The sequence below is a fragment of the Serratia sp. CY83965 genome (genome assembly GCF_052166375.1).
Classification (GTDB): Bacteria; Pseudomonadota; Gammaproteobacteria; order Enterobacterales; family Enterobacteriaceae; genus Serratia; species Serratia marcescens.
In genome coordinates, this window is sequence record NZ_JBJNOV010000012.1 from 94,901 (window position 1) to 112,622 (window position 17,722).

Sequence of the window (17,722 nt, forward strand, 5' to 3'; positions counted from 1 at the left end):
CCGGATGAGAATTATTGCTAACGACGTTCAAGCGTAGAAAGGGGGAATCATTCAATAATGAATAATGCGAATTTAAATATATCGGCTTTTCTTATCCCCTATTTGGGCGAAAAGGCTCGCTGCCGTTAGTTTAAATAAGAAAATAATATTCCTATAGAAACTAAAAAATCGCCCGACCTAATAATAAAGAGTTATTAATCTATAACGCTTTAGCAAAATTTACCTTTTCCCCCGAGTAAAGCCAGCATGATTCGCTTGAGTCTGCAGGCCGCATTGCTATTGAAGTTTGGTGCCAACTTATCCTCATCAAGTTTCATTTGCTTTGTAAAGAAGCCTAAAAAGCAGCATAACAAACTTTCGTTGCGATAATAAATGGTTGATTATTTTATGTGCAGTTTTACGGTCCTGCCTATAATTGGAATCGATTACCATTTTTAATGGTGATCTTATTTGCTGATATATATGCATTAATTCTACCTAACACACTGCCGGTAACGGCGCATAAGCCCCTTCCAGCAAGCTTGAGGTTCATTAACCGTGGCTTACGGGGAGGTTATGTCTATCTGTCTGATTGATATCAATCAGGTAATGAGTGGAATCGAACCAATGCAATCTACTAAAAAGGCAATTGAAATTACTGAATCCAGCCTCGCTGCCGCGACAACCGGTTACGATGCTGTAGACGACCTGCTGCATTATCATGAGCGGGGTAACGGGATTCAGATTAATGGCAAGGATTCATTTTCTAACGAGCAAGCTGGGCTGTTTATTACCCGTGAGAACCAAACCTGGAACGGTTACAAGGTATTTGGCCAGCCGGTCAAATTAACCTTCTCGTTCCCGGACTATAAGTTCTCTTCCACCAACGTCGCCGGCGACACCGGGCTGAGCAAGTTCAGCGCGGAACAGCAGCAGCAGGCTAAGCTGTCGCTGCAGTCCTGGGCCGACGTCGCCAATATCACCTTCACCGAAGTGGCGGCCGGTCAAAAGGCCAATATCACCTTCGGCAATTACAGCCAGGATCGTCCCGGCCACTATGATTACGGCACCCAGGCCTACGCCTTCCTGCCGAACACCATTTGGCAGGGCCAGGATTTGGGCGGCCAGACCTGGTACAACGTCAACCAATCCAACGTGAAGCATCCGGCGACCGAAGACTACGGCCGCCAGACGTTCACCCATGAGATTGGCCATGCGCTGGGCCTGAGCCACCCGGGCGACTACAACGCCGGTGAGGGCAACCCGACCTATAGAGATGTCACCTATGCGGAAGATACCCGCCAGTTCAGCCTGATGAGCTACTGGAGTGAAACCAATACCGGTGGCGACAACGGCGGTCACTATGCCGCGGCTCCGCTGCTGGATGACATTGCCGCCATTCAGCATCTGTATGGCGCCAACCTGTCGACCCGCACCGGCGACACCGTGTACGGCTTTAACTCCAATACCGGTCGTGACTTCCTCAGCACCACCAGCAACTCGCAGAAAGTGATCTTTGCGGCCTGGGATGCGGGCGGCAACGATACCTTCGACTTCTCCGGTTACACCGCTAACCAGCGCATCAACCTGAACGAGAAATCGTTCTCCGACGTGGGCGGCCTGAAGGGCAACGTCTCGATCGCCGCCGGTGTGACCATTGAGAACGCCATTGGCGGTTCCGGCAACGACGTGATCGTCGGCAACGCGGCCAACAACGTGCTGAAAGGCGGCGCGGGTAACGACGTGCTGTTCGGCGGCGGCGGGGCGGATGAATTGTGGGGCGGTGCCGGCAAAGACATCTTCGTGTTCTCTGCCGCCAGCGATTCCGCACCGGGCGCTTCAGACTGGATCCGCGACTTCCAGAAGGGGATCGACAAGATCGACCTGTCGTTCTTCAATAAAGAAGCGCAGAGCAGCGATTTCATTCACTTCGTCGATCACTTCAGCGGCACGGCCGGTGAGGCGCTGCTGAGCTACAACGCGTCCAGCAACGTGACCGATTTGTCGGTGAACATCGGTGGGCATCAGGCGCCGGACTTCCTGGTGAAAATCGTCGGCCAGGTAGACGTCGCCACGGACTTTATCGTGTAACACAGCAACGGAACGCCCGGCGCAGTCTCGGCCGGGCGTGATGCGGGAGCCCGGTATGAAAGGTACTTTAGCGCGCACCGCCTTGGCGGCGGGCGGCATGATGGTGACGAGCGCGGTGATGGCCGGCAGTTTGGCATTGCCGACCGCGCAGTCGCTGGCGGGACAATGGCAGGTGGCCGACAGCGAACGGCAATGCCAAATCGAGTTTCTGGCGGATGAACAAAGCGAGACCAACGGCTATCAGCTGGTGGATCGGCAACATTGTTTGCAGAGCGTGTTTGCGGCGGAAGTGGTGGGCTGGCGCCCGGCGCCGGACGGCATCGCCCTGCTGCGGGCGGATGGCAGCACGCTGGCGTTCTTCTCGCGCGACGGCGATCTGTACCGCAATCAGCTGGGTGCGGATGAGGCTTTGACGTTGAAAGCGCTGGCTTGATGAAGAAACGGGTTCGGCGCGCCGAACCCGCGGCAGGTCTCTACAGGTAGAGCGAACGCACGATCAGGAAGTGGCCGGAGAAGTAACAGAAAGCCACGATGGCGTCCGCCGCGCGGAAGGTGAAGCGGTAGCGGTTGAGCAGCCAAACCACGTTGGCCAGCAGCAGCAGCGAGGTGCCGATCAGCAGCGAGAAGCCGAAATCGGTGCTGCGCAGGAAATATTGTTCGCCCGCCAGCCAGACCATCAGCAGCGTCATCGCCACGTAGGTAACGATCGGCCAGCGCATCTCTTCCAGCCGGGTCCAGACGGTGGCCAGCAGCAGTGCGCCGATCGCCAGCAGCGCCAGCGGCAGCGGCCAGAACAGGCTGAACGTCATCTGGCTGGCGAAACTCAGGGTGTACAGCAGGTGGGACAGGAAAAAGGCGCCGATGGCGTACAGCACCCGTTCGCGCGGCAACAGGAGCAATGCGTCGCCGATCAGCGTCGCCAGCAGGCCGAGTACGATCAGATAACCCGCCGCGCCGAGCACCGGCGCCTGCCAGGCCAACAGCAACAGCAACAGCAGCGTGACGGGTTTGAACACCCAGCGCTGCCAGCGCGGCCCACGGTAAGAGGCGTCGACGAACAGCCAACCGGAAAAGAATACGGCAAGGAACGGCCAACTCATTTATGTCTTCCTTATGTATGAGGGAGCCGCAACCACCGGCTCCAAACTGTCACCCATGTCACTTCTTCATTTCAGTGTAGGTAGCCTGCCGGCGATCGACAATGCTTTCTTGAGAATGCTATGTTTACGCTGATTTAGCCGCGAAGGAAATGGGAAACCGATGAGTAAGCCACCGTTGTTTTTTGTCGCCGTGATGGCGTTGATCGCCGTGTTGGCCACGCAACGCTACTTCAAACAGCGCCAGCAGGAGGCGGAAAACGATCGCGCGCCGATGCGCAGTCTGCAGGTGACGGTGAGCGACAAACGCGCGGTGCCGGTCGCCAAGACCCGTGCGCCGCAGCGCGAACCGCTGGTCAATGAGCCGATGTATTACGAGGTGGTGTTCAGCCCGAACCAGGGCGGTGAAGACATCCAGCTGCGGCTGAAGCAATGGCAGTACAACCCGATTGAAAAAGGCGCGCAGGGCACGTTGAACATGCAGGGCACGCGCTTCGTCTCGTTCACCGCTCAGCCGTAGCGGTCACTTCTTCTTGATGGGCGGCTGTTTCTTTTGCCAGGCCAGCAGCTCGAACACGCCAAAGATAAAGATCTTGGCCTCTTGCCAGTAGCTGATCGGCTGATCCTTCGGCTGGGTGGATTTCAACAGCACCAGCTGCAGGCCGTGCATCACCACCATAAAGAACAGCGCCACGTCGATGAAATACTTCAGCGGCTTGGGAAATGGATGGAACAGGTTAGAGAGCAGGAAGCCCCACACGCACAGCATCAGCAGGCGGCCCAGATTAATCAGCATGATCGGTTTTCTCTTGCGAACGAATATAAAGGCGATAGGCCACCTGGCCGGCGACCTTCTCCCGGTGCAGCTGCCAGCTGGCAGGCACGTCCGCCGCGGCGCTTTCCGCCTCGGCTTCTACATAGATCCAGGCCTCGTCGGCCAGCCAGCCGCGCTGTTCCAGCAACAGGGCGGTCTCCGCCAGCAGGCCTTTGCGAAACGGCGGATCGAGGAAGACCACGTCGAACGGTTGACCGTCACCCGCCAGCCAGCTCAACGCGTTGGTGTTGATAACCACCCCTTTGCCCTGCAGCAGCGCCAGATTTCTTTCCAGCTGCTGCGCCACCGGCCGTTCGAATTCCAGCAGCGTGGCGCTGCCGGCATAGCGCGACAGCGCTTCCAGCCCCAATGCGCCGCTGCCGGCGAAGCAGTCCAGACAGCGCGCGCCCTGAATCACCGGCGCCAGCCAGTTGAACAGGGTTTCGCGCACCCGATCGGTGGTGGGGCGCAGCCCCGGGCTGTTCGGCACCGGGAGTTTGCGGCCGCGCCATTGGCCGCCGATGATGCGGATCTGTCCGGCTGCGGCCTGGGGCGGTTTTTTGGCCGCCGCCCGTGGCGAGAGTCTTGTCATAAGCGTTGTTTGGTTTCTTTCGCGGCGCGGGGCCGCCGAGGTTAACGAAAAGTTGTCCCTATTCTACCGGTGACGGGCGTCGGGGGGAACGGTAAAACGTTGTTGTCTGATTTCACGCCGGAAAGCATGCCGGATGCGTGTTGCTGCGCGAGGGAAAGTGATAGACTCGGCGGATTATTGTCAGCATATATCCTTCAGGTATGGAGGGTAAGCGAGCCTTCGGTACGGAGTAGAGTCATAACATGGCAAAAGATAAGAAACGTGGGTTTTTCTCCTGGCTGGGCTTTGGCCAGAAGGAAAAGGAAGAAGAGCAACAGCAACCTGAGCCGTCGGTAGAGCAGGCGGAACCTCAGGCCGCGGAGACGCCGGCTGAACCGGCCGCCGCCAAGCTGGATGACAAGCTCCCCGCCCAGGAATCTGAACCTGCCGCCTCCGTCGACACCCCGGGAGAGTGGGATAACGGTCAGGCCGGTGAACAAATCGCGGAAAACCTACCGGCGGCGGCTGAACATCCGGCGGCGCCGCAAGCGTTAGCTGAAGAGATCGTCAGCGTCACCGAGCAAGTGGCGGCGCAGCAGCAACCGGTGGTCGAGCCAGAGCCGGTCGTCGAGCCTGAGCCGGTGGTTGAACCTGAGCCGGTCGTCGAGCCTGAGCCGGTGGTTGAACCTGAGCCGGTGGTTGAACCCGAGCCGGTCGTCGAGCCAGAGCCGGTGGTTGAACCCGAGCCGGTGGTCGAGCCCGAGCCGGTCGTCGAGCCTGAGCCGGTCGTCGAGCCAGAGCCGGTGGTTGAACCTGAGCCGGTCGTCGAGCCAGAGCCGGTGGTTGAACCTGAGCCGGTCGTCGAGCCAGAGCCGGTGGTTGAACCCGAGCCGGTCGTCGAGCCAGAGCCAGTGGTTGAACCCGAGCCAGTCGTCGAACCTGAGCCGGTCATCGAGCCCGAGCCGGAAGAAGAGCCGCTGGAGCCTGTCGTGCCGGCCGTTGCGCAAGAGCAGGAGCGCCCGACCAAAGAGGGCTTCTTCGCGCGCCTGAAGCGCAGCCTGCTGAAGACCAAGCAAAACCTCGGTTCCGGCTTTATGGGGCTGTTCCGCGGTAAAAAGATCGACGACGACCTGTTCGACGAGCTGGAAGAACAGCTGCTGATCGCCGACGTCGGCGTGGACACCACGCGCAAGATCATCACCTCCCTGACCCAGCACGCCAGCCGCAAGCAGCTGAAAGACGCCGAAGCGCTGTACGGCAAGCTGAAGGAGGAAATGTCCGAAATTCTGGCCAAGGTCGATCGGCCGCTGGATGTCAGCGGGAAAACCCCGTATGTCATCCTGATGGTCGGCGTGAACGGTGTGGGTAAAACCACCACCATCGGCAAGCTGGCGCGTCAGTTCCAGGCGGAGGGCAAGTCGGTGATGCTGGCGGCGGGGGACACCTTCCGCGCCGCGGCGGTGGAACAGCTGCAGGTGTGGGGCGAACGCAACCGCATTCCGGTGGTGGCGCAGCATACCGGCGCGGATTCCGCTTCGGTGATCTTCGATGCGGTGCAGGCCGCCAAGGCGCGCGGCATCGATGTGTTGATCGCCGATACCGCCGGCCGTCTGCAGAACAAATCGCACCTGATGGAAGAGCTGAAGAAGATCGTCCGCGTCATGAAAAAACTGGACGACCAGGCCCCCCATGAGGTTATGCTGACGCTCGATGCCAGCACCGGCCAGAATGCCGTCAGTCAGGCGAAATTATTTAATGAGGCCGTGGGCTTAACCGGCATCACGCTGACTAAACTGGACGGTACCGCCAAGGGCGGGGTGATCTTCGCCATCGCCGATCAGTTCGGTATCCCGATCCGCTATATCGGCGTCGGGGAAGGCATCGAAGATTTGCGGCCGTTTAAGGCTGACGATTTTATTGAGGCACTTTTTGCCCGAGAGGATTAATACGGATGATTCGCTTTGAACAGGTCAGTAAAGCTTATCTGGGCGGACGGCAAGCGCTGCAGGGGGTCGATTTCCATCTGCGCCCGGCGGAGATGGCGTTTCTGACCGGCCATTCCGGCGCGGGGAAAAGTACCCTGCTGAAACTGATTTGCGGTATCGAACGGCCCAGCGCCGGCCACATCTGGTTTGGCGGCCACGACATCAGCCGCTTGAAAAACCGCGAGGTGCCGTTCCTGCGTCGGCAGATCGGCATGATCTTCCAGGATCACCACTTGCTGCTGGATCGCACGGTGTATGACAACGTGGCGATGCCGCTGATCATCGCCGGCGCCAGCACCGAAGATATCCGCCGCCGCGTTTCCGCCGCGCTGGACAAGGTCGGTTTGCTGGATAAAGCGAAGAACTTCCCGATTCAGCTGTCCGGCGGTGAGCAGCAGCGCGTGGGCATCGCCCGCGCGGTGGTGAACAAGCCGGCGGTGCTGCTGGCGGATGAACCGACCGGTAACCTGGACGATGCGCTGTCGGAAGGCATTCTGCGCCTGTTTGAAGAATTCAATCGCGTCGGCGTGACCGTTCTGATGGCGACGCACGACACCGGGCTTATCGCCCGCCGCAATTACCGCATCCTGACGCTGAGCCAGGGCCGCATGCAAGGAGGCGCTCACCATGGCCAATAACGCAAAAACCGCCAAGAGCAAGGCGCTGCGCGGCGGCTGGCGCGAACAGTGGCGTTACGCCTGGATGAATGCCATCAAAGACATGCTGCGTCAGCCGTTGGCGACGCTGCTGACGGTGATGGTGATCGCCATTTCCCTGACGCTGCCGAGCGTGTGCTATATCGTGTGGAAAAACGTCAGCACCGCGGCCAGCCAGTGGTATCCGACGCCGCAGCTGACCGTCTATCTGGATAAATCGCTCGATGACGACGCGGCGCTGAAAGTGCTCGACGCCATCAAGGCGGAAGCCGGCGTGGAGAAGGTGAACTACCTGTCGCGTGAAGAAGCGCGCGGCGAGTTCCGCAACTGGTCGGGCTTTGGCGGCGCGCTGGACATGCTGGAAGAGAACCCGTTGCCGGCGGTGGCGATCGTCACGCCGAAGCTGAGTTTCCAGAGTTCGGACACCCTCAACACCCTGCGCGATCGCGTGGCGGCGGTGCAGGGCGTCGAAGAAGTGCGTATGGATGACAGCTGGTTTGCCCGCCTGGCGGCGCTGACCGGGTTGGCGGGCCAGATTGCGGCGATCATCGGCGTGCTGATGATTGTGGCGGTGTTCCTGGTGATCGGCAACAGCGTGCGTCTGAGCATCTTCAGCCGTCGCGACACCATCAACGTGATGAAACTGATCGGCGCCACCGACGGTTTTATCCTGCGGCCGTTCCTCAACGGCGGGGCGATGCTGGGCTTTGCCGGCGCGCTGCTGTCGCTGGTGCTGTCCGGGGCGCTGGTGTGGCAGCTGGAGTCGGTGGTCGCCGGCGTGGCCAAAGTGTTCGGCACCACCTTCACCTTGCACGGGCTGGGCTGGGATGAGGCGCTGCTGCTGCTGATCATCTCCGCGATGATCGGCTGGATCGCCGCCTGGTTGGCGACGGTGCAACATTTACGCCGATTTACACCACAGTAAGATTTTTTTGGTATACTCTTCTCCTGCTGCTTTTGATCGCGTTGCGGGAGAAGAGTGACCTCAAGCGAAGTCAGCACCATCCCTCTCTTCTTAGCGCACAAATTCCCTATCGGCCTGCACCCTCGTCACGTATTGTCAGCGACAATGCTTGCAAAAAAGGGTGAACTTCTAGGGCGGAGTACGGTCAAAAATTGCAGCAAATGTTAAGGTGTCCGGCGTGTGGAACCGCTTTTGCTTCAGCAACTGCCGTAGAATCAATCATTTCCCCGCTGTAATAATCACCTGCATGATTTTGTATTCTCATAGAGAGGGTTTGAATGACCAAAGAAATGCAAACTTTAGCCTTAGTACCCCAAGGTAGCTTGGAAGCCTATATCCGGGCAGCCAACGCCTATCCGATGCTGACGGCAGAGGAAGAGCGGGAGCTGGCTGAACGGCTGCATTATCAGGGCGATCTGGATGCCGCTAAGCAGCTCATCCTGTCTCACCTGCGCTTTGTCGCTCATATTGCCCGCAACTATTCAGGCTATGGTCTGCCGCAGGCGGATCTGATTCAGGAAGGCAACATCGGCCTGATGAAAGCCGTTCGCCGCTTCAACCCTGAAGTCGGCGTGCGTCTGGTTTCCTTTGCGGTGCATTGGATTAAGGCGGAAATCCACGAGTACGTATTGCGCAACTGGCGCATCGTGAAAGTGGCGACCACCAAAGCGCAGCGCAAGCTGTTCTTTAACCTGCGCAAAACCAAACAGCGTTTGGGCTGGTTCAACCAGGACGAAGTGGAACTGGTGGCCCGCGAGCTGGGCGTAACCAGCAAAGACGTGCGCGAGATGGAATCGCGCATGGCGGCGCAGGACATGACGTTCGATCCGACTCCGGACGACGAGGCCCGCGATGGCCAGTCGATGGCGCCGGTGCTGTACCTGCAGGACAAGAGCTCGGACTTCGCCGAAGGCATCGAGGAAGATAACTGGGAAAGCAACGCCGCAGACAAACTGGCCTATGCGCTGGAAGGTCTGGACGAGCGCAGCCAGCATATCATTCGCGCCCGTTGGCTGGACGACGACAACAAATCGACGCTGCAGGAGCTGGCCGATCAGTACGGCGTTTCCGCCGAACGCGTGCGCCAGCTGGAAAAGAACGCCATGAAGAAACTCAAAATGGCGATCGAAGCCTGAGTCGATGCGAGATTCGATAAAAAAGCCCGGCAAGCCGGGCTTTTTAGTGCCTGAAATTCGGCGTTATGGCGCCACGGCGGCGAAGTCCGGCGCCGGGCAGTCGTAGCCGAATTTCGCCGCCCACGGATAACGGGTGCCGGTGTTGATATAGCGCTGATAAAGCGCGCGGCCGGTTTTGGCGTCGCGCTTGATAACCCAGCTGGCGGCGTTACACAGCACGGCGGCATAGGCCTGGCTCTTCGGCGGCAGCAGATCGGCCGCCTGTTGCGCCAGCCCCACCGCCTGCCAGCGATAGTGCAGGAAACGGTTGTCTTCCTCCGGTAGCGCCGCCTTGGCGCGCGCCGCTTCTGCGCTGTCGATCCAGCTTTTATGCTTCAGCTCGCGAGTATCGAACGCATCCCCCAGATAGGAATAGCCGGCGCCATAGATGGCGTAATCCGGCGTCATCTCATACCCGGTAAACTCCAGCCCCTGGGCGCGCAGCAGGTTGGCGGCGCGATAGTAAGCCTGCGCGCGCGTCAGCGGCGCGGCGGATTTGTCCTTGGCGGCCTTCAGCTCATCGGCATACTGCTGCGCCGCTTGCCGGTAGTTGGGAATATCGAAATAGGCCAGCGCTTCCGGCGCGCGTCCGACGCGCATCAGCCGCCGCGCCAGCAGTTCGCGCAGCTGCACTTCCGGCGTGATCTGCTGGCCGCCGTAGTCGTCCGGGTTTACCGGCTTGAGCGGCGTCGTCGGCGCCGGGGCGTGCTTATCGACAAAGCCTTTCAACTCATCGACGGTCAGCACCCGCTCCGCCACGTCGGCCACGTCGGCCCAGTAGAGCGCTTTGCCGCGATACAGCAGATCCATCGCCTGCAGATAGTCGCCGCGGTTCAGCGCCAGGATGGCCTGTTCGCCGGCCACCCGGCACTCGGGCACGATGGTTTCCGCGACGAAGTCGGCGTTGCGCTGTTCACCCCAGCTTTCGTCGGCGGGGAACGCGCTTGCCGCCTTGGCGTAGGCGGCGGTGGCGGCTTTCACGTCGCCGTCGCGCAGCGCCATTTTGGCGCGCAGCCACCACGCCAGGCCGCTGTCGCCGGCGTTTTTCAGCAGGCTCGCCGCCATCGGGTATTGCCCCGAACGGTAAGCCAGCGCCGCCAGCCGATCGCTGCCGGCGAAGCCGCTTTTCACTGAGCCGTCCAGCAGCGTCAGGATCTGGCTGATGATTTGCGCGGAGCGGCCGTTGCCGTCGGTATCCGCCATTTGCAGGTTGCCGCTGCGGGCGAACAGCTCAATGGTCACCAGCTGCTGGATCAACGGATCGCCGATAACCTGCTTCAGCGTGTCCAAATGGTCGGGATTGACCAGGAGGCTGGAGACGTACTGCAGCGACTGCCCGCCGCTCGGATCGCCCTGCGCCGCCTGTTGCGCGTACAGGTGGGCGGCGGGGGCGACGTCACCCAGCCACAGGTGAATGCGCGCCTGTTGCCCAAGACTGCTCAGCGCCAGCTGATCGGGATCGGCGACGCCGTTTTTCACCCGATCGATCACCTGCTGGAATGCCGCCAGCGCCTGTTCAAGCGCGGTTTTTGGCGGATGCTCGGCGGCGGGGGCGGTTTCACCAGATTCATTCACCGGCGTCCCGTGGTCCGCCATCAGTACCCGCCCCAGCGAATACTGCGCCCGCAGTCCCCAGTCGCCCTGCTCGGCGGCCGGTAGCTTCAGCACCTGCTGGAAATAGTCTGCGGCGCGCGGATCGTGGCTGGCGAAAGCCACGGCGCCCAGTTGATAGAGACGCGCGGCGTTGGACAACCCCTGCGTATTGACGGCGTCAGCCTCTTCCACCGTTTTGGCGGCGCGCATTTTGCCGATCGCGATCGTTTCCGGCGATTGCGGCATCGGTTTCGGCGGCATCGGCGGCGGCGGGGCTTGCCAGTGCGGCAGCTGTTTATCCATCGGCACCAGCCGGCCGGCTTCGAAGGCGAAATTGCCCTCCGGCATATACAGCAGGGTGCCGTTGCGGTCGATCAGCAGCCGGTTAGGAAAATCCGGGCCGCAGGCATAGCCGTTCAGCGGCAGCGCCAGCGCGGCGCCGATCAGCATGGCCAGCGGAAGAAGGCGGCGGGTGTTCCGTGCCGCGCGCGTATCAAGGTGTGACAAGGGTGCCTCCTGGCGTCAGTTGTTGGCAGCGCAGCCAGCCCAGCGGCCGGGATTGTCCGGCGCGCAGCTGATCGCCGCTGATTCGAATAAAGCGTTGCCGTTGCGGTGCGGACTCCAGCCGGTAGTTGCCGACCGCGTCCGCCGCCAGGCAGTCGTCGGCGCGGATGATGACTTCTTGCGGCAGCGGGGCGTCCACCGGCCCGTTGTTATGAATTATCAGATCATACAGCCCGTTTTGCTGTGGCTGAGGCCTAAATTTTACCTGCCAGTCGACATTCAGCGGCCGCCGTTCGATCACCGCTCGCAGCGTGGCGAGCGACCAGGCGCGCCGATCGTCCGCCAGCGGCAAGCGGAACCAGATAATGCCGCGCAGCCGGGGCGGCGTTTGCTGCGCCAGCGTTTGCAGAAAATCGGCGATCTGCTGCGGCGCGACCGCCAGCTCACGGCCGTTGCCCGCCACGCGCAGCGAGGATTCGCTCTCCACCTGCGCACCCTGCGCATCAAACCCCAGCAGCGCCATGCCATAAGCCGGCAGCGCGACGCGAAACGGCTTCGGTGTGACGGCGGCGTACTGCCGCACCCAGCGTAGCGCCAAGGGGCCGTCAAACAGCCCCTGCTGCGGCGAGAGCACCGCATGCACCTGCAGGACGGAGCTGTCGGCCTGTTGCAGTACGCCGGGCAGGTCGGGCGAGCCGATCCAGGCCGGCAGGGCGGTGATGCCGAGCTGCACAGCGACGGGCAGCCGTTGGCGTAACCGCTGCAGAAAGCGTTGGTAGTCCGGCAGGCGGGCGGTGGCGGCGTCATGATCGATCTCGACGCCGGTGACGGGCAGCCCGGCCGCCTGCCAGCGCTGGGTGAGCGCCAGCAGGCGCTGGATAATGGCCGCCTGGTCCAGCTGCGGCAGCTGGCCGTCGAGGCGCGCCACCAGCCAGAGCGGGCGGCCGTCCTGCTTCAGCAGGCTGAGATCGGCCGGGATTTCCCGCCAGCCTTCACGCGGATGCACCTGCAGCGCCAGCACTCGCACCCCGCTGAACAGATCGCGGCTGTGCGCCAGCGCATCGGCGTGCTGCGGCGTCCACACCCGCTGCCAGACATAAACCTGCTGATCCCAGCCTGAGGCCAGGCGCAGCGCCTGCTGATGCCCGGCGAACCAGGCCGCCAACCCCAGCGCAATCAAAACCAGCGCCGCCAACCGGCGTTTCATTTTTGCCAGAGATCGCCCTGCGGTGCAAAGCCGCAGGCGCGCATGAAGTTATCGACTTCCCCGCGTTCGCGCGGCGCCAGACCGGCGGTCGACAGCTGCCAGTGGGCGACCTGCGGCAGCTGACGCTGTGCATCCTGCACCAGGTAAAGACCGACGCCGCGGCGGCGCGTCACTTCGCGCACCAGCAGATCCTGCAGTTCGGCGCGGTCGTCCTGCAGCGCAATTTTCACCGCGCCCAGCAGACGCTCGTTGAAGCGGGCGGCGAACAGCGCCCTGCCGTCGCTTAGCCAGCGCTGCCACTGTTCCGGCTGCTGGTGCGGCCAAATTTTACCGAGGTCGATAAGGTCTTGCGGGGATAGCGCGGTCAGGCGCTCGATGGTCAGTTTCATGCAGAATTTCCGCGCAGCTAAATGATGCCGACAGTGTAATAGATCTTGTGCAGAGCGTTGTGTAAGTTTTTCTGTACGATTACTGTGCAATATGTTTTTTGCACGGGGCATTTTCCGAGTAAATAGTTAGTAAAGGGATTGTTAACCAGCACAACGCGCTACGCCTCAAGGTAAACGGCGCAGATTTAATTCGAATTTTATCCTGTTTACACCGCTTGTTTCTGCCTGATGAAGTTGATTTGCAGCAGAAAATTCCTGTTTAATGGCATGAAAAATAAAGTCTTATTAGAAAATAATGCCGACAAAGCGCCTAAATCATTATTACTTATAACAAAAGCGGTCAATAACGATCGGGCGCAGGCAAACACAACAGGTACGTTCACAACGACAGATGGGGATTTGCGGATGAAATTAACAACAGGTAAGGCACTGCTGGCGGGTTGCATTGCGATGGCCATGAGCCAGGCGGCCATGGCGAAAGACATCAAGGTGGCGATCGTCGGGGCGATGTCCGGCCCGGTCGCGCAGTATGGCGACATGGAGTTTACCGGCGCGCGCCAGGCGATTGCCGACATCAACGCCAAGGGCGGCATCAAGGGCGACAAGCTGGTCGGCGTGGAATATGACGACGCCTGCGATCCGAAACAGGCGGTTGCGGTCGCCAACAAGGTGATCAACGACGGCATTCGCTACGTGATTGGCCACCTGTGTTCCTCTTCCACCCAGCCGGCGTCCGATATCTATGAAGACGAAGGCGTGATCATGATTACCCCGGCGGCCACCAACGCCGATCTGACCACCCGCGGCTACAAGATGATCCTGCGCACCACCGGCCTGGATTCGGATCAGGGCCCGACCGCCGCCAAATACATCCTCAGCGACATCAAACCGAAGCGCATCGCCGTGGTGCACGATAAGCAGCAATACGGCGAAGGTTTGGCGCGCTCGGTGCGCGACAGCCTGAAAAAACAGGGCACTGAAGTGGCGATGTTTGAAGGCATCACCGCCGGCGACAAAGACTTCTCCACCCTGGTGGCGCGCCTGAAGAAAGAGAATATCGACTTCGTATACTTCGGCGGTTACTACCCGGAAATGGGCCAGATCCTGCGTCAGGCCAAACAGGCCGGGTTGACGACCCGCTTTATGGGGCCGGAAGGCGTGGGCAACTCCTCACTGTCCAACATCGCCGGCGCCGCTTCGGAAGGCATGTTGGTGACGTTGCCGAAACGCTACGATCAGGTGCCTGCCAACCAGCCGATCGTCGATGCGTTGAAAGCCAAGAAGCTGGATCCGACCGGCCCGTTCGTCTGGACCACCTATGCCGCGCTGCAGTCGCTGACCACCGGGATGGAGCGCAGCGGCAGCCAGGAGCCGGCGGACATCGTCAAGGATCTGAAAACCGGCAAGCCGGTGGACACCGTGATGGGGCCGCTGAGCTGGGATGACAAGGGCGACCTGAAAGGCTTCGAGTTCGGCGTGTTCGAGTGGCATGCCAACGGCACGTCCACACCGATCAAATAAGCCATAATGATTAGGGTGGGGCGCAGTTTGCTGTGCCCGGTGGGTCGGCTTGCCGGCCCCGTCTCCCTTTACCCGCCGGTTCTCCGTCGGCGGGTTTCGCAGCCAAGGGTTCAGAGTATGTCAGAGCAGCTCCTCTATTTTCTGCAGCAGATGTTCAACGGCTTAACGTTGGGCAGCACCTATGCATTGATCGCCATCGGTTACACCATGGTTTACGGCATCATCGGCATGATCAACTTCGCCCACGGCGAGGTGTACATGATCGGCAGCTATGTCTCCTTTATCGTTATCGCCGCCCTGATGATGCTCGGCATCGACGTCGGCTGGCTGCTGATCGGCGCCGCGTTTCTGGTCTCGATCGTCATCGCCAGCGCCTACGGCTGGAGCATCGAGCGGGTGGCCTACAAACCGGTGCGCAACTCCAAGCGCCTGATTGCGCTGATCTCGGCCATCGGCATGTCGATATTCCTGCAAAACTACGTCAGCCTGACGCAGGGCTCGCGCGATCTGGCGCTGCCCAGCCTGGTGACCGGCCAGTGGGTGCTGGGGGAAAGCAACGGCTTCGCCGCCACCATCAGCACCATGCAGCTGACCATCTGGCTCGTGACCTTCCTGGCGATGCTGGCGCTGACGCTGTTTATCCGCTATTCGCGCATGGGCCGCGCCTGCCGCGCCTGTGCGGAAGATCTGAAGATGGCCAGCCTGCTGGGCATCAACACCGACCGGGTGATCTCGCTGACCTTCGTCATCGGTGCGGTGATGGCGGCGGTGGCCGGGGTGTTGCTCGGCCAGTTCTACGGCGTCATCAATCCTTACATCGGCTTTATGGCCGGTATGAAAGCCTTTACCGCCGCGGTTCTGGGCGGCATCGGCAGCATTCCAGGCGCGATGATCGGCGGCCTGGTGCTGGGCGTGGCGGAAGCGCTGACCTCCGCCTATCTGAGCACCGAATACAAAGACGTGGTGTCGTTCGCGCTGCTGATCGTGGTGCTGCTGATCATGCCGACCGGCATTCTCGGGCGTCCGGAGGTTGAGAAAGTATGAAACTCAATCTGCTCAATGCGCTGATCGCCACGGCGGTGCTGTTCGTGATGGCGTCGTTCCTGATGGGCATGCAGCTCAGCCTGGACGGCACCAAACTGGTGGTGCACGGCGCGGCGGAAGTGCGCTGGATGTGGATCGGCATCGGCTGCGTCATCGTCTTTTTATTCCAGCTGTTGCGCCCGCTGCTGCAACAGGGATTGAAAAAAGTCTCCGGCCCGGCGTTCGTGCTGCCGAGCTTCGACGGCACCACGCTGCGGCAAAAGCTGCTGGCGGCTCTGCTGCTTGTGGCGGCGGTCGCCTGGCCGTTCCTGGTGTCGCGCGGCACGGTGGATATCGCCACCCTGACGCTGATCTACGTGATGCTGGGCCTCGGCCTCAACGTGGTGGTGGGCTTGTCCGGTCTGCTGGTGCTCGGCTACGGCGGTTTCTACGCCATCGGCGCCTACACCTACGCGCTGCTGAATCACTATTACGGTTTCGGCTTTTGGGAGAGCCTGCCGCTGGCGGGCATCGTCACCGCCGCCTTCGGCTTCCTGCTCGGTTTCCCGGTGCTGCGGCTGCGCGGCGACTATCTGGCGATCGTGACGCTCGGCTTCGGCGAGATCGTGCGCATTCTGCTGCTGAACAATACCGAGATCACCGGCGGGCCGAACGGCATCAGCCAGATCCCGAAACCGACCTTCTTCGGCCTGGAGTTCAACCGCAGCGTGCGCGACGGCGGCTGGGATACTTTCCATAACGTCTTCGGCCTGAAATACGATCCGAGCGATCGCATCGTATTCCTGTACCTGGTGGCGTTGCTGCTGGTGGTGCTGACGCTGTTCGTCATCAACCGCCTGCTGCGCATGCCGCTCGGGCGCGCCTGGGAAGCGCTGCGCGAAGACGAGATCGCCTGCCGCTCGCTGGGCCTCAGCCCGACGCGCATCAAGCTGACCGCCTTTACCATCAGCGCCGCATTCGCCGGGTTTGCCGGCACGCTGTTCGCCGCGCGCCAGGGGTTCGTCAGCCCGGAATCTTTCACCTTCGTCGAGTCGGCCTTCGTGTTGGCGATCGTCGTACTGGGGGGCATGGGCTCGCAGTTCGCGGTCATTCTGGCGGCAATCCTGCTGGTGGTGTCGCGCGAGCTGATGCGCGATCTGAATGAATACAGCATGTTGCTGCTGGGTGCGTTGATGGTGCTGATGATGATTTGGCGGCCGCAAGGGCTGCTGCCGATGAAACGGCCGCAGTTGAAGCTGCAGGCGGCGGACATTCACGCGGGCAAGGGGGAACAGGCATGAGCGTTCAACCTTTACTGCAGGTGGAAGGCCTGTCGATGCGTTTCGGCGGGCTGCTGGCGGTCAACAATGTGGCGCTGACGCTGAACGAAGGCGAAATCGTGTCGCTGATCGGCCCCAACGGCGCCGGTAAAACCACGGTATTCAACTGCCTGACCGGTTTTTACCGCCCGACCGGCGGCACCATCAAATTGCGCGATCGCCACCTGGAAGGGTTGGCGGGGCAGGCCATCGCCCGTATGGGCGTGGTGCGTACCTTCCAGCATGTGCGGCTGTTCCGTGAAATGACGGTGATTGAGAACCTGCTGGTGGCGCAGCATCAGCATCTGAAAAGCGGCGTGTTCGCCGGGCTGCTGAAAACCCCGGCCTTCCGCCGCGCCGAAGCCGAGGCGCTGGCGCGCGCGGCGGAGTGGCTGGAGCGCGTCGGCCTGCTGGAGATGGCCAACCGTTCGGCGGGCAACCTGGCCTATGGGCAGCAGCGGCGGCTGGAGATCGCCCGCTGCATGGTGACCCGGCCGGAGCTGCTGATGCTGGACGAACCGGCCGCCGGTCTGAACCCGAAAGAGACCGACGAGCTGGATCATCTGATCGTCGAGCTGCGCGATCGGCATAAGGTCTCGGTGTTGCTGATCGAGCACGACATGAAGCTGGTGATGGGCATCTCCGATCGCATTTACGTGGTGAATCAGGGCACGCCGCTGGCGCAGGGCACACCGGCGGAGATCCGCAACAACCCGGACGTGATCCGGGCTTATTTGGGCGAGGCTTAAGACTGTGTCCCATCATTGTTCGTGCCATCGTCGCAGACCCAAAAACCCGCTATCAAGGCGGAAGATGAAGAACATAGCGGGACTA

Annotated in this window: 17 protein-coding genes; 11 read left to right on the top strand and 6 right to left on the bottom strand. The window is 60.9% G+C overall.

Annotation, left to right across the window (positions count from 1 at the left end):
• Positions 1-606: 606 nt before the first annotated feature.
• Both ACJ8PL_RS20940 and ACJ8PL_RS20945 read left to right on the top strand, forming a co-directional pair.
• Positions 607-2,070 (top strand): serralysin family metalloprotease, encoded by a 1,464-nt coding sequence (locus tag ACJ8PL_RS20940; RefSeq protein ID WP_016929476.1) that lies wholly within the window; start codon positions 607-609, stop codon positions 2,068-2,070.
• Positions 2,071-2,125: 55 nt separating this feature from the next.
• Positions 2,126-2,503 carry an AprI/Inh family metalloprotease inhibitor gene (locus ACJ8PL_RS20945; RefSeq protein ID WP_016929475.1) on the top strand — a complete coding sequence of 126 codons (378 nt, stop codon included), beginning with the start codon at positions 2,126-2,128 and terminating at the stop codon, positions 2,501-2,503.
• Between the two features lie 40 nt (positions 2,504-2,543).
• Here ACJ8PL_RS20945 and ACJ8PL_RS20950 read toward each other — a convergent pair whose 3' ends face one another.
• Positions 2,544-3,170, bottom strand: a complete 627-nt coding sequence (locus ACJ8PL_RS20950) for a lysoplasmalogenase (protein ID WP_016929474.1) — start codon at positions 3,168-3,170, stop codon at positions 2,544-2,546.
• Positions 3,171-3,330: 160 nt separating this feature from the next.
• Here ACJ8PL_RS20950 and ACJ8PL_RS20955 point away from each other — a divergent pair, with 160 nt between their 5' ends.
• On the top strand, positions 3,331-3,687 hold the full coding sequence (locus ACJ8PL_RS20955; protein ID WP_028127633.1) for a DUF2500 domain-containing protein: 357 nt from the start codon (positions 3,331-3,333) through the stop codon (positions 3,685-3,687).
• A gap of 3 nt (positions 3,688-3,690) precedes the next feature.
• Here the strand turns inward: ACJ8PL_RS20955 and ACJ8PL_RS20960 are convergent, their stop codons facing one another.
• On the bottom strand, positions 3,691-3,963 hold the full coding sequence (locus ACJ8PL_RS20960) for a DUF1145 family protein (RefSeq protein ID WP_004934327.1): 273 nt from the start codon (positions 3,961-3,963) through the stop codon (positions 3,691-3,693).
• Positions 3,953-4,573, bottom strand: a complete 621-nt coding sequence (gene rsmD, locus ACJ8PL_RS20965) for a 16S rRNA (guanine(966)-N(2))-methyltransferase (protein WP_016929471.1) — start codon at positions 4,571-4,573, stop codon at positions 3,953-3,955. Before rsmD ends, ACJ8PL_RS20960 begins: the two co-directional genes overlap by 11 nt.
• A 242-nt stretch (positions 4,574-4,815) precedes the next feature.
• Between rsmD and ftsY the strand changes: the two genes are divergently transcribed.
• The 4 genes from ftsY to rpoH all read left to right on the top strand — a co-directional run bounded on the left by ftsY (position 4,816) and on the right by rpoH (position 9,293).
• The gene (ftsY, locus tag ACJ8PL_RS20970; protein ID WP_123867935.1) at positions 4,816-6,498 is read left to right on the top strand and encodes a signal recognition particle-docking protein FtsY; all 1,683 of its coding nucleotides are present in this window, start codon (positions 4,816-4,818) and stop codon (positions 6,496-6,498) included.
• Between the two features lie 5 nt (positions 6,499-6,503).
• The gene (gene ftsE, locus ACJ8PL_RS20975) at positions 6,504-7,175 is read left to right on the top strand and encodes a cell division ATP-binding protein FtsE (protein ID WP_004934337.1); all 672 of its coding nucleotides are present in this window, start codon (positions 6,504-6,506) and stop codon (positions 7,173-7,175) included.
• Positions 7,165-8,118, top strand: coding sequence for a permease-like cell division protein FtsX (gene ftsX / locus ACJ8PL_RS20980; RefSeq protein ID WP_004934340.1), 954 nt, complete (start codon positions 7,165-7,167; stop codon positions 8,116-8,118). Before ftsE ends, ftsX begins: the two co-directional genes overlap by 11 nt.
• Positions 8,119-8,435: 317 nt before the next feature.
• Positions 8,436-9,293: an RNA polymerase sigma factor RpoH gene (gene rpoH / locus ACJ8PL_RS20985; RefSeq protein WP_004934345.1), complete on the top strand. Its 858-nt coding sequence runs from the start codon at positions 8,436-8,438 to the stop codon at positions 9,291-9,293.
• Positions 9,294-9,356: 63 nt separating this feature from the next.
• Here rpoH and ACJ8PL_RS20990 read toward each other — a convergent pair whose 3' ends face one another.
• Genes ACJ8PL_RS20990 through panM form a run of 3 tightly spaced genes read right to left on the bottom strand, consistent with a single transcriptional unit; the run spans position 9,357 to position 13,025 of the window.
• Complete coding sequence (locus ACJ8PL_RS20990; protein WP_016929468.1) at positions 9,357-11,375, bottom strand: hypothetical protein; 2,019 nt, start codon at positions 11,373-11,375, stop codon at positions 9,357-9,359.
• A 43-nt stretch (positions 11,376-11,418) separates the two neighbouring features.
• A complete protein-coding gene (locus ACJ8PL_RS20995) occupies positions 11,419-12,636 on the bottom strand; it encodes a DUF3142 domain-containing protein (RefSeq protein WP_239442382.1) in 1,218 nt (405 codons plus the stop codon).
• Positions 12,633-13,025 (bottom strand): aspartate 1-decarboxylase autocleavage activator PanM, encoded by a 393-nt coding sequence (panM, locus tag ACJ8PL_RS21000; RefSeq protein ID WP_016929466.1) that lies wholly within the window; start codon positions 13,023-13,025, stop codon positions 12,633-12,635. The genes ACJ8PL_RS20995 and panM overlap by 4 nt, the downstream gene beginning before the upstream one ends.
• Before the next feature lie 405 nt (positions 13,026-13,430).
• On the opposite strand from panM, the gene ACJ8PL_RS21005 reads away from it, so the two are divergent.
• From ACJ8PL_RS21005 to livG, 4 genes are all read left to right on the top strand, one after another.
• Positions 13,431-14,546, top strand: a complete 1,116-nt coding sequence (locus ACJ8PL_RS21005) for a branched-chain amino acid ABC transporter substrate-binding protein (RefSeq protein ID WP_015376289.1) — start codon at positions 13,431-13,433, stop codon at positions 14,544-14,546.
• A 117-nt stretch (positions 14,547-14,663) separates the two neighbouring features.
• Positions 14,664-15,590 (top strand): high-affinity branched-chain amino acid ABC transporter permease LivH, encoded by a 927-nt coding sequence (gene livH, locus ACJ8PL_RS21010; protein WP_015376290.1) that lies wholly within the window; start codon positions 14,664-14,666, stop codon positions 15,588-15,590.
• Positions 15,587-16,870, top strand: coding sequence for a high-affinity branched-chain amino acid ABC transporter permease LivM (locus tag ACJ8PL_RS21015; protein ID WP_079450403.1), 1,284 nt, complete (start codon positions 15,587-15,589; stop codon positions 16,868-16,870). Before livH ends, ACJ8PL_RS21015 begins: the two co-directional genes overlap by 4 nt.
• Positions 16,867-17,637: a high-affinity branched-chain amino acid ABC transporter ATP-binding protein LivG gene (livG, locus tag ACJ8PL_RS21020; protein WP_038874156.1), complete on the top strand. Its 771-nt coding sequence runs from the start codon at positions 16,867-16,869 to the stop codon at positions 17,635-17,637. The genes ACJ8PL_RS21015 and livG overlap by 4 nt, the downstream gene beginning before the upstream one ends.
• Positions 17,638-17,722 lie beyond the last annotated feature (85 nt).